Source organism: Thermus thermamylovorans, from assembly GCF_004307015.1.
In the GTDB taxonomy this organism is placed as follows: domain Bacteria; phylum Deinococcota; class Deinococci; order Deinococcales; family Thermaceae; genus Thermus; species Thermus thermamylovorans.
This window is the reverse complement of sequence record NZ_SIJL01000006.1, coordinates 132,385-142,982: the sequence shown is the minus strand read 5'-3', so window position 1 is coordinate 142,982 and position 10,598 is coordinate 132,385. Positions and strand designations below refer to the sequence as shown.

The window sequence follows — 10,598 nt, the reverse complement described above, 5'->3', positions numbered from 1 at the left end:
ACATGTGTCTGTCCAGGTTCAGGCTCAAAGCCGACGCGGTCCATGAAGTTGGGCAGGATTTCCTCGGCGAAAGGCTCCAAGAAAGCCTGCTCCCCCCCAGGCCCGGTCCCAGCGGTGGGGTCCGGGCTCCCCCCACCCCGGCCGCGGTCGGGGCCCAAGCACCCCGTCGTGGCTTGCGCCACGACGGGGGCCCCAGAAAGCCCGCGGAAAAGCCACCTGAGCCTTTACCTACGGGGCAGCCTTGGTGCACGGGCGCTTAGGCCACGCCCCGCGGCCAGCCCCCAAAACCCCAGCGCCGCCGGGAATGGCCCCGCAAACCCCCTTCCCGCCCGGCCAGCCAGCGGGCCGCCTGGAAGGACCCCCCGGCCTACACGATGCCCCGCTCCTTCAGGAAACGCCCCTCCCGGAAGCGGCCCAGGCGGAAAGGAGTTATGTCCAGGCTCCTCGCCTCCCCGTGGACCACTTCCTCCGCCATGAGCCTCCCCACCATGGCCGCCTGCTGCACCCCGTGGCCGGAAAAACCCGCCGCCACCAGAAGCCCCTCCTCCACAAAGCCCAGGATGGGGTTGTGGTCCGGGGTCATCTCGTAGTAGCCCCACCAGCTGGCCCTTCGGTCCAGGGCAAGCCCCTCCAGGAAGGGGAAGCGGAAAAGGCCCGCCTCGAGGGTGGGCCCAAGCCACTCCCAATCCATCCCCTCGGCGAAGCCAGGGGGCTCGGCGGGATTGGAGCGGCCCAGGAGCACCCTGGGCCCTTCCGATCGCAGGTAAAAGCCCGTGGCCAGGTCGATGGCGAGGGGGAAGGCGTGGGGGAAAGGGGCGGGGGCCGTGGCGTAGACCATGCGCCGCACGGGGTGGATGGGGATCTCCAGGCCCAGCCTCCGCCCCACCTCCCCCGTCCAGGCCCCGGTGCAAAGGAGGAGTAAAGGGGCCTCATACCGCCCCTTGGGGGTCGCCACCCGCCAAACGCCCCCCTTCCGCTGCGCCCCAAGCAGGGGCTCGGAGAAGCGCACCTCGGCCCCGAGGCGCCTGGCCTCCCGCAGGTAATGGGCCGTGGCCCCGTGGGGGTCAATGATCCCGTCCACGGGCCCAAAGGTGGCGTAGGCCAGGCCCTGCTCCCGGAAGGGCACCAGGGCTTGGGCCGCCTCGAGGGCGAGCTTTTCCACCGGCACCCCTAGGGCCCTCTGGGTGGCCAGGGCCTCCTCCTGGACCTCCCTCAAGGCCTCCGGCACCAGGAAGAGGTAGCCGATGGGCCGGTAGCCGGCCTCCGGCATGGCCCGGTATTCCAGGATGGAGTGGTAGGAAAGGAGGACGTTCAGGGGCTCGGAGAACTGCACCCTGACCCCGGCGGCGCTCCGCCCCGTGGAGCCCTGGGCGAAGGTGGCCTCCTTCTCCAAGACCAGGACCCTTAGCCCTGCTTCCGCCAGGCGGAAGGCCGAGGCCGCCCCCACGATCCCCGCCCCCACCACCAGGACGTCGGGCCCCATGGGTGTAGTGTAAACTCGGGGCGAAGGGCCGGAAGGCCCGGGAGGAGGTGGGGAATGTCCCTGATCACCACGGAAAGCGGGAAGAAGGTCTACCTGACCCCCGAGGGGAGGAAGCTCATCACCGTGATCCCCGGGGACGGGATCGGCCCCGAGTGCGTGGAGGCCACCCTCAAGGTGCTGGAGGCGGCCAAGGCCCCCCTGGAGTACGAGGTACGAGAAGCGGGGGCCGCGGTCTTCCGGCGGGGCCTGGAGTCCGGGGTACCCCCTGAGACCATCGAGTCGGTGCGCAAGACGCGGGTGGTCCTCAAGGGCCCCCTGGAGACCCCGGTGGGCTACGGGGAGAAGAGCGCCAACGTGACCCTGCGCAAGCTCTTCGAGACCTACGCCAACGTCCGCCCGGTGCGGGAGTTCCCCAACGTCCCCACCCCCTACTCGGGCCGGGGGATCGACCTGGTGGTGGTGCGGGAAAACGTGGAGGACCTCTACGCGGCCATCGAGCACATGCAGACCCCAGGGGTGGCCCAGACCCTGAAGCTCATCTCCCGCAAAGGGGCGGAGAAGATCATCCGCTTCGCCTTCGAGCTGGCCCGCTCCGAGGGGCGCAAGAAGGTCCACTGCGCCACCAAGTCCAACATCATGAAGCTCACCGAGGGCACCATGAAGCGGGTCTTCGAGGAGGTGGCGCGGGAGTACCCGGACCTCGAGGCCCACCACATCATCGTGGACAACGCCGCCCATCAGCTGGTGAAGCGCCCCGAGCAGTTCGAGGTCATCGTCACCACCAACCTGAACGGGGACATCCTCTCCGACCTCACCTCGGGGCTCATCGGGGGCCTGGGCTTCGCCCCCTCGGCCAACATCGGCCACGAGGTGGCCATCTTCGAGGCGGTCCACGGCTCCGCCCCCAAGTACGCGGGCAAGAACGTCATCAACCCCACCGCGGTCCTGCTTTCCGCGGTGATGATGCTCCGCTACCTGGAGGAGTTCGCCACCGCGGACCTCATCGAAAACGCCGTCCTCTACACCCTCGAGGAGGGCAAGGTCCTCACCGGGGACGTGGTGGGCTACGACCGGGGAGCCAAGACCACGGAGTACGCCGAGGCCATCGTCGCCAACCTAGGCCAACGGCCCAGGACCGCCAAGGTACGGGACTACCGGCCCATCCGCCTCCCCCCCTCCTCCCCCGACCCCGTGGCGGTGCGGCCCAAAAGCCGCCGGGTGGTGGGGGTGGACGTCTTCGTGGAGAGCGAGCTCCACCCCGAGCCCCTGGGCCACCTCCTGGAGGAGCTGGTCCAGGGCCTCCCCTTCCGCCTCAAGATGGTCTCCAACCGGGGCACCCAGGTCTACCCCCCCACCGGGGGCCTCGTGGACCTGGTGGACCACTATCGCTGCCGCTTCCTCTACGGCAAGGAAGGGGAACCCAGCGACCGGGAGGTCCTGGACCTGGTGGGGCGGGTGGCCTCCCGGCTCCGCTGGATGCACCTGGAAAAGCTCCAGGAGTTCGACGGGGAGCCCGGCTTCACCAAGGCGCAAGGGGAAAACTGAGGCCCTAAGTGCCCCGCCGTGGACCCTGCCGCGGCGGGAACCCCAGAAAGCCCATGGGCCGGCCCGCAGGCGGGGGCGCTTAGGCCATCCCGAAGCGGGCCTCGAGGGCGGGCAGGTCCGCCTCCAGGAAGCGGAGGCGGACCTCGGCATCCAAGGGAAGGGGTTGGGATAGGGCCACCTGGGCGCTGAGGCCCAGCTCGGGGAGGAGGAAGATCCCCTGCCCGCCCCGCCTCTCCACCAAGACCCCCGGCCCCTCGTAGCCCTCCTCCAGGAGGTGGACCAGGGTCCAGTGGAGCTTGCTCCTGCGCTCCGCCTCCCGCACCAGGTCGGCCACCGCCTCCGCCGCCCCCACCCGTTGCAAGAGCTCCTCCTGGGAAAGGGGCTTCTCCCCCTTGAGCCAGGCCCTTAGCTGCTGGTGGGCCACCAGGTCCAGGTAGCGCCTTAAAGGGCTCGTCACCTGGGCATAAAGGGGAAGGCCCAGGCCCCTGTGGGGTGCGGGCACCGCCTTGAGCTGGGCCCGTTTGAGGAGCTTCCTCTGCTCCCACATGGCGGCCAGGCCCTCCCCTTCCACCCTGCGGGAAGGGGCCTCCTGGGTGGCGAAGGGGAAGGGTAGGCCCTCCCTAAGGGCCAGGTGGGCGGCGGCGTAGCCCGCAAGGAGCATGGCCTCCCGCACCCAAAGGCGGCTCTCGTAGGGGGGCAAGGGGGTGAGGCGCACCCGCCCCTCCTCCAGGCGCACCTTCACCTCGGGGAGGCTCAGGTCCAAGGCCCCCTGGGAAAGGCGCTTCCGGTGAAAGGCCTGGGCCAGGGCGGCCAGGGGCCCCAGGGCGGACTCCCCCAGGGCTTCCCGGTAGGTGAGCCGCCTGACCCGGACCCAGGAGGGGTAAAGCCGCTCCTCCAGAAGCTCCCCCTCCTCAGAAACCCAAAGCTCAAAGGTGAGGGCGGGGGAAACCTCCCTCAGGCCCAGACCCAGGCGCTCGGTGGCGGCCTGGGGCAGCATGGGCACCGTGCCCTCGGGGAGGTAGAGGTTAGCCCCACGGCGGAGGGCCTCCAGGTCCTGGGGGCTCCCCGGGGGCACCAGGGCGGCCACGTCCGCCACGTGCACCAGGAGGCGGAAGCCCCCTGCCACCTCTTCGGCGTAGACGGCGTCGTCCGGGTCCTGGCTCCCCTCGTCGTCCACGGCGAAGGCGAGGAGGTGGGTGAGGTCTTCCCGGGCCTCCTCCGGCAGGGGGGGCAAGGGGAGGTCTGGAGGGGTCAGGGGAAGGCCCAGGCGCCGGGGATGGGGGTTTTCCCACCGCCAGAGGCTCAGGCGCAGGAGAAGGGCGTGGGCGGCCTCCGGGGTTTCCGGAAGGGCCAAGGCCCGCATTAGACGGCTTTCCCGCCGCTCCCCCCAGGCCAGGGCCTCGGCCTCGGCCAAGAGGGGGCGCTCCTCGGGAAGCCACCTCCCCTCCTTAAGCCTCCCCACCGCCTCCTGGAAGGCCTGCTCCCGCTCCTCCCGCGCCCTTTTGGCCCGCAGAAGGGCGGCAAGCTCCTCGGGGGTGCGGGCCCGCACCCGGTCGCCCTCGAGGGCAAACCGCTCCCCCCTTTGGGCCAGGAGGTAGGCCCCGTAGGCGGTTTCCGGGGTATACGCGCCAAAAGCCAGCTCCGCAAGCTCCTTCAGGCTCACCGCCTGGCCCTGCAGAAGTTCCCAGGCGGCCTCCTCCTCCCCTTCGGGCACCTCGAGGTCCAAGGAGGCCGGTCCGGGATGGAGCCAAAGGACATCCTTAGGGCGCACCCGGGCCCGCTCCCCCCCGGGAAGGGTGAGCTCCAGCCGGTCCCCCTTTTCTTCCGCCAGGGCGAGCTTGCCCTTATAGACCACGAGCGCGGCCACGCCCCCCAGGATACGCCAGGCGGGGGTATAGTGGGCGGCGTGGAGTGGGATCTCTCGGACCTCTACCCCAGCCCCGAGGACCCCAGGCTGGAAGGGGACCTGGCCGAGGCCCTGCGCCTGGCGGAAGGGCTGGACCCCAAGGACCTCCTGGACCCCAAGGGGGCGGAAGACCTCTTCCGCCGCTACGAGGAGGCCCTGGAGAAGGCCTACCGACCCCTGAACTACGCCTCCCTCTACTTCGCCACCCGCACCCAGGACCCGGTGGCGAAAGCCCTCCTGGACCGGGTGCGAAACCGCTACACCGAGGTGCGCAACCGCCTCCTGCCCCTGGAGGTGGCCCTGCGCAAGCTCCCCGAGGAGGCCTTCCAGGCCCTCCTGCACCACCCCGGCCTCGCGGACCTCCGCCACTTCCTGGAAAGGCAACGGGCCTACGCCCCCCACACCCTCTCCGAGCGGGAGGAGGAGCTCCTGAACCTCAAGGGCCTGGTGGGCAGGAGCGCCTGGAGCCAGTTCTACACGGAATACACCGGCCGCTTCCGCTTCCGGGTGGAGGAAAAGGAGCTTACCGAGATGGAGGTGCGGGCCCTAAGGCGGGACCCCGACCCCAAGGTGCGGCGGGAGGCCCACCGGGAGCTATACGGGAAGCTCCTGGCCGAGGCCCCTACCCTAGGCGCGGTCTTCAACGCGGTCTATTTGGACTACCTCCAGGACCTGCGCCTCCGGGGCTACCGCCACCCCCTGGAGCCCGTGGCCCTAAGGGACGAGGTGGAGGTCAGGGACATTGAGGCCCTCCTCGAGGCCACCCGGGCCCACTACGGCCTGGTGGAGGCCTACTACCGCTGGAAGGCCAGGCGCCTGGGCGGGGAAAAGGTGGCAAGCCCCGACCTCCTCGCCCCCCTCACCCGGGAAAAGCCCCAGGTGCCCTTCGAGGAGGCCAAGGCGCTGGTCCTGGAGGCCTTCCGCCGCTTCTCCCCCGAGGTGGAAAGGATCGCCCGGGAGTTCTTTGAGAAGCGCTGGATCGACGCCTACCCCCGCCCCGGCAAGCGGGGCGGGGCCTTCTGCTCTGGGGGGCTCCCCTCCACCCACCCCTACGTCCTCCTCAACCACACGAACGACCTGGACGCCGCCCACACCCTGGCCCATGAGCTGGGGCACGGGGTGCACTTCTACCTGGCCAGGAAGCAACGCCTCCTCAACTTCGGGGCCTCCACCCCCCTGGCGGAGACCGCCAGCGTCTTCGCGGAGATCCTCCTGGACGACCTCCTCCTGAAAAGGCTTTCCCAGGAGGAAAAGACCCTCCTCCTGGCAGAAAGGGTGGAGGATGCGGTGAACACCCTCTTCCGCCAGGTGATGTACACCTTCTTTGAGCGAAGAAGCCTCGAGGCCCGCAAGGAAGCAGCCCTCTCCCCCGAGGCCTTCCACCGGATCTGGCAGGAGGAGCAGGAGGGGCTTTACGGGGATGCCGTGGCGTGGACCGAGCTGGACCAAGCGGCCTGGGCGGGCATCCCCCACTTCGTCCACTACCGCTTCTACACCTACAGCTACGCCCTGGGCTACCTGGTGGTCCTGGCCCTCTATGGGAAGTACCGAGAGGAGGGGGAAGCTTTCGTGCCTAAGTACCTGGGAATCCTCGAGGCGGGGGAAAGCGCAAGCCCCAAGGAGATCCTAGCCAGGGCCGGGGTGGACCTGGGCTCCGAAGCCTTTTTCCGCTACGGCTTTGGCGTCCTGGAATCTTGGCTTAAAGCCCTGCCCTAGGCCACAATAAGGGGATGGACCTCGTCTTTCGCCCCGAGCGCTACCCCTTTCTCACCGCGGACCTCCCCGGGGTGGGGGGGAGCATCCGCCTCCGCCCGGAGGACTTCCAGGTGGAGGAGGTGCCCGCCTACCTGCCCAGCGGGGAAGGGGAACACCTCTACTTCCTCCTGGAGAAGGAAGGCCTAACCACGCGCCAGGTGGTGGAGTTCCTGCGGGACGAGGTGGGGGTCCCGGAAAAGGAGATCGGGGTGGCGGGGCTTAAGGATAAGCGCGCCCAAACCCGGCAGTGGTTCTCCATCCCCCGCAAACACGAGGATGCCCTCTGCTTGCTGGAAAACCTTAAGGGAACCCGGCTTCTGGAGGCCAACCTGCACACCAACAAGCTGCGCACGGGGCACCTCAAGGGAAACCGCTTCCGCATTCTCATTCGCGGGGCTCGCGGCGTGGAACAGGCCCGGGCCATCCTGAAGACCCTCGAGGCCAAGGGCATCCCCAACTATTACGGCCCCCAGCGCTTTGGCCTTGGGGGGCAGAACCCGGTGCGGGGCTACCAGCTGGTGAAGGGGGGCAAGGGCCGGGGCAGCCCCTGGCTCAAGCGCTTCCTGATTGGAAGCCTGCAGAGCCTCCTCTTCAACGACTGGGTAGCCCTTAGGATGGAGCGGGGCCTCTACGACCGGGTCATCCCCGGGGACTGGGCCAAGAAGCACGCCACCGGCGGGGAGTTCCTGGTGGAGCGCCCCGAGGAGGCGGAAAGGGCCTTGCGCCTGGAGATCAGCGCCACAGGACCCCTCTTCGGCAAGAAATACCCCGAGGCCCAGGGGGAGGCCCGGGCCCTGGAGGACGAGATCCTGGCCCGCTACGGCCTCAGGCGTGCGGACTTCGCCCTCAGGCGGGGGGCCAGGCGGCCCATACGGATTCCCCTGCAGGGGTGGAGCGTGGAGGAGGTTCCCGAGGGCCTATGGCTTTCCTTCTTCCTTCCCAAGGGCGCCTACGCCACGGGCCTCCTCAGGGAGGTGATGAAGGTGGAGGTGGACGCCCCGGAGGAGGAAGAAGCGCCGGGGGTGGGGTGAACCCTCCCCCGGTGTGGCCCAAGCCACAAGGAAGCCCTTAAAAGCGGTAGCCCACCTTCAGCTGGGCCGCCAGCTTGCCAGCCGCGACCCCCAGGTCTCCCCCAAGGAAGAGCGGGGCCCCCAGGGTGGCCTTCAGGTCGTACTCGGCGTCTGCCCGGAAGTAGAGGCCGGTGTTGGCGAACTGGAAGCCAGGAATGGCTACCCCAAACCCCACCCCTCCCCTCAGGTCCTCGGCCAGGGGGTAGAGGTAGCGGAGAAGAAAGGCCCCGTTCCAGTTACCGTTCACGTCGTAGGCCAGGCTCAAGGCGGGCCGCACCTCCCCCAAGGGCAGCTGGAAGAGCTGGCAGTGCCAGGAGACCTCCAGGCCAAAGCCCTGGGTCCCGCCGATGGCGGCGGCGGAAGGCTTGAGGCCTTCTATGGAAAGCTGGGCCGAGGCCAGGCCCGAAACCACCAACAAAAGGGCGAGCAGCTTTCTCATAGCTCACCTCCTGGGGCCATCCTAGCAGAGCCGAAGGCCCGGAGCAAGGCCGCGGTTAGGCTGTCCCCAGGAAAGACCCGGAACCCCCTCTCCGCCAGCACCTTCCCCACCGCCTCCCCCACCCCCCGGACCAGGATGGGAGGGGAACCCAGGTTGAGCATGGTCAGGAAGCCCGCCGTATACTCCGCGAGCTCCTCCGGGGTCAAGGGAGGCCCCCCGGTGCGCCCGTGGCCGGGGAGGTCCAGGAGGTAGAAGGCGTAGCCCTGGGGAAGCTCCGAAGGCCAAAGGGCTGCTTCCTCCGCCAGGAGGACCACCGCGGGGCCCTTCCCCACCCGGTCGAAGACCAGGTTCAGGCCGTAGAGGTGCAGGTACCCGGTGCGCCTCACCACGCCAGACCCCCGGGAAGGGGACGGAAGGCTTCCCCGGACAGAAAATCCCGGACCAGATCCAAGACCTCTTCAGGAGCCTCCCAGGGCACCAGATGCCCCGCCCCTTCCACCGTAAAGCGCAGGGCCTCCCCCTTGGCAAAGTCCACCGCCTCCTGGCCGTAGAGGGGAGGGGTGAAGGCGTCCAGGGCCCCCTGGACCACCAAGACCCGGGCCTCCGTGCCCCGAAGCCAGCGGCGTTCGTCCCCCAGGGCCTCCACCTGGGAAAGCCAGACCGCCACCCCCTCCGGGGAAAGCCCCTCCTTCCAGGCGGCGAAGATCTCCTCGCTACCCGCGCTCCTCGGGCCGAAGAAGAGGGCCCGCCCCACCCGGGCGAACCCCTCTACCCCCCCGCACTCCAGGGCGAAGCGCAAGGCGGAGAGCTTGGCGGCGAGGAGAGCATCCCTACGAAGAAGGGGCGAGAGGAGGACGAGGCTCTTGGCCCCCTCGCGGAAGGCCGCCTGCAAAGCGGCCAGGGCGCCCTCCCCAAAGGCCACCAGGTGCAGGCCCTCTTCTGAGGGGAGATCCTCCAAAAAACCAAGCCCCGCCGGGGGGGCCAAAAGCCCGGGAAAGAGGCGCACCTCGCCCACGCCCCCTTTATACTCCAGGGCATGGACCTGCAAGGCGTTCTGGGAAGGGAAACCCTGGACAGCACCCTGGGGGTGCGCTACCTGAAGCTGGAAAAGGAAGAAGTGGTGGCCGAGCTGGAGGTAGGGCCCAGGGTGCACCAGCCCTTCGGCTTCCTCCACGGGGGGGCCACGGTGGCCCTGGCGGAGAGCGTGGCCAGTATCGGGGGCTTCCTGAACTGCCCCCCGGGGCACGCCGCCTTCGGCCTGGAGATCAACTGCAACCACCTCCGCAAGAAGCAGGCGGGGGTCATCCGGGCGGTGGGAAAACCCCTCCACCTGGGCCGCACCACCCAGGTCTGGGAGGTGAAGGTCTACGACGAGGAGGGGAGGCTGTTGGCGGCAAGCCGCTGCACCCTGGCGGTGGTGCCCCTAGAACCAGGCCCTTAGCCAGCGGAGCCAGTTCCCCCCCAGGAAGCCCGCGTCCCCCAGGGCCCGGAGGTCCCGGTGGCGGTCCAGGCCCTGGGGCACCCCCTCCAGGCCAAACCCCCCGTCCCAGTCCGTGCCCAAGGCCACCCCTTCCGGGCCCAGGAGGGCTTCCGCGTGGGCCCTGTGGCGGAAGAACGCCTCCAGGGGAAGCCTGGGGTCCCCCCGCCGCCAACCGGGGTCCAAAAAGGCGTTGAAGGGAACCAGGCCCAAAACCCCACCCCGTTCCCCCAAGGCTTCCAGGAGCCGGTCGGAGAGGTGGCGGGGGGAAGGGACCAGGGCCCGGGCGTTGGCGTGGGTGGCGCAGACCGGACCCGAGAAGGCCTCGAGGGCCTGGAAGGCTGCCTCCTCCGCCAGGTGGGAGAGATCCAGGGCCATGCCCAGACCCTCCATCTCCCTTAGCAAGCCCTTGCCCGCCTCGGTGAGGGGGCCCTCCTCCGCATTGCCCCCGGCGTAGGCGTTCCCTGTGGCCCAGGTGAGGGAAAGGAGCCTCAGGCCCCGCTCCCTCAGGGGCAGAAGGTCCTCGGGGGAGGCCAGGGCATGGGCCCCCTCCAGGAGGAGGACGAGGCCCGGCACCCGGTCCTGGGGGAAGCGGCGGAGGTGGGCCTCCAGCTCCCTTGCCTCCCGCAAAAGCCGCACCAGGCCCCGGGCCTCCCAGTCCTCGTAGAGGTGGAGCTGGGCCCGGACCTCCTCCTGCCAGGCCTCGAGGCCCCCCTCCCTGGGGTCCACGAACAGGGTGGCGAAGGCCACGGCCACCCCCGCCTCCTTCAGGCTTTCCAGGGTCACCAGGGGGGTGTCGGGGTGGGGGTCCACCTCCCGGAGGCGGTCCAGGGGGAGGGTGAGGTCCCGCCCCAGGGCGCGGGCGCCGTAGGCCAGGTCCAGGTGGGCGTCCACCATGACGGGCTCCATGCCCGAACTCTACA

The 10,598-nt window shown here is 69.5% G+C and carries 10 protein-coding genes; 4 read left to right on the top strand and 6 right to left on the bottom strand.

Features of this window, described 5'->3' with window-relative positions; genetic code table 11:
- Positions 1-367 precede the first annotated feature (367 nt).
- On the bottom strand, positions 368-1,483 hold the full coding sequence (locus ETP66_RS06530; protein ID WP_130841720.1) for an NAD(P)/FAD-dependent oxidoreductase: 1,116 nt from the start codon (positions 1,481-1,483) through the stop codon (positions 368-370).
- A gap of 54 nt (positions 1,484-1,537) precedes the next feature.
- Here ETP66_RS06530 and ETP66_RS06525 point away from each other — a divergent pair, with 54 nt between their 5' ends.
- Positions 1,538-3,028 (top strand): NADP-dependent isocitrate dehydrogenase, encoded by a 1,491-nt coding sequence (locus ETP66_RS06525; protein WP_130841718.1) that lies wholly within the window; start codon positions 1,538-1,540, stop codon positions 3,026-3,028.
- A gap of 79 nt (positions 3,029-3,107) precedes the next feature.
- On the opposite strand, the gene ETP66_RS06520 is transcribed toward ETP66_RS06525, so the two are convergent.
- Positions 3,108-4,895, bottom strand: coding sequence for a ribonuclease catalytic domain-containing protein (locus tag ETP66_RS06520; protein WP_201738486.1), 1,788 nt, complete (start codon positions 4,893-4,895; stop codon positions 3,108-3,110).
- Between the two features lie 39 nt (positions 4,896-4,934).
- Between ETP66_RS06520 and ETP66_RS06515 the strand changes: the two genes are divergently transcribed.
- Both ETP66_RS06515 and truD read left to right on the top strand, forming a co-directional pair.
- The gene (locus ETP66_RS06515) at positions 4,935-6,650 is read left to right on the top strand and encodes a M3 family oligoendopeptidase (RefSeq protein ID WP_130841717.1); all 1,716 of its coding nucleotides are present in this window, start codon (positions 4,935-4,937) and stop codon (positions 6,648-6,650) included.
- Positions 6,651-6,664: 14 nt separating this feature from the next.
- Entirely contained in the window at positions 6,665-7,720 is a 1,056-nt protein-coding gene (gene truD / locus ETP66_RS06510) for a tRNA pseudouridine(13) synthase TruD (protein WP_130841715.1), read from the top strand.
- Positions 7,721-7,757: 37 nt separating this feature from the next.
- Here truD and ETP66_RS06505 read toward each other — a convergent pair whose 3' ends face one another.
- The 3 genes from ETP66_RS06505 to ETP66_RS06495 are packed head-to-tail and all read right to left on the bottom strand — an operon-like array spanning position 7,758 to position 9,213.
- Entirely contained in the window at positions 7,758-8,198 is a 441-nt protein-coding gene (locus tag ETP66_RS06505; protein WP_130841713.1) for a hypothetical protein, read from the bottom strand.
- The gene (locus ETP66_RS06500) at positions 8,195-8,584 is read right to left on the bottom strand and encodes an alpha/beta fold hydrolase (protein ID WP_130841742.1); all 390 of its coding nucleotides are present in this window, start codon (positions 8,582-8,584) and stop codon (positions 8,195-8,197) included. The genes ETP66_RS06505 and ETP66_RS06500 overlap by 4 nt, the downstream gene beginning before the upstream one ends.
- Positions 8,581-9,213 carry an alpha/beta fold hydrolase gene (locus ETP66_RS06495; protein ID WP_201738485.1) on the bottom strand — a complete coding sequence of 211 codons (633 nt, stop codon included), beginning with the start codon at positions 9,211-9,213 and terminating at the stop codon, positions 8,581-8,583. Before ETP66_RS06495 ends, ETP66_RS06500 begins: the two co-directional genes overlap by 4 nt.
- 21 nt (positions 9,214-9,234) lie before the next feature.
- On the opposite strand from ETP66_RS06495, the gene ETP66_RS06490 reads away from it, so the two are divergent.
- Positions 9,235-9,639 carry a PaaI family thioesterase gene (locus ETP66_RS06490; RefSeq protein ID WP_130841711.1) on the top strand — a complete coding sequence of 135 codons (405 nt, stop codon included), beginning with the start codon at positions 9,235-9,237 and terminating at the stop codon, positions 9,637-9,639.
- Here ETP66_RS06490 and ETP66_RS06485 read toward each other — a convergent pair.
- Entirely contained in the window at positions 9,622-10,584 is a 963-nt protein-coding gene (locus ETP66_RS06485; RefSeq protein ID WP_130841709.1) for a dipeptidase, read from the bottom strand. The two genes, ETP66_RS06490 and ETP66_RS06485, sit on opposite strands and share 18 nt — an antisense overlap.
- Positions 10,585-10,598: the final 14 nt, after the last annotated feature.